The organism is Syntrophomonas sp. UBA5494, from assembly GCF_002426325.1.
In genome coordinates this window covers 31,717-32,252 of sequence record NZ_DIPG01000057.1, presented here as the reverse complement: position 1 = coordinate 32,252, position 536 = coordinate 31,717, and the positions used below count along the sequence as shown (strand labels likewise).

The 536-nt window shown below is 50.0% G+C and carries 1 protein-coding gene; it reads right to left on the bottom strand.

Features of this window, described 5'->3' with window-relative positions:
* Positions 1-536, bottom strand: a 536-nt coding sequence (locus B3W37_RS06770) for an ABC transporter substrate-binding protein (protein ID WP_483175155.1), incomplete at both ends; no start/stop codon positions are given.

Below are 536 nucleotides of genomic sequence, written 5' to 3'. Positions count from 1 at the left end.
TTGGGGAAAAACAAGGGTTCGCCATACTTGTCTTTGCCGAACTCCTTGACGATCTTCTGACCTTCGGCTGAAACTAGCCAGGCGATAAAGTCTTGGGCCCCTTCCGCGTTGATGTTGGGGAATTTGGCCGGATTGACCGGTATCAGGGTGATGTAGTTGAGCAGCAACTCATCATTTTCAACTAATACCTGCAACTTGATCTTATCCTTAGTGGTGATATAAGTAGCCCGGTCCATAAGGGTATAGGCCTTTTGTTCATCGGTGTAGAGCAGGGTGGGGACATTGCCGCTGGCCCCTTTTTCATAGATGCGATACCATTCTCCGCTAGGCTTGATGGCGGCCGCATCCCAAACCTCGATTTCCTTTACATTGGTGCCGGATTTGTCGCCCCGACTGATAAACAGCGATTTGCTGTCGGCAATTTTTTTGAGAGCCGCAGTGGCTGATTTTTCGCCCTTAATTCCGGCAGGATCCTCGGCCGGACCAACGATGACGAAATCATTGTACATGAAATCGACTCTCTCGGTGCCATAACC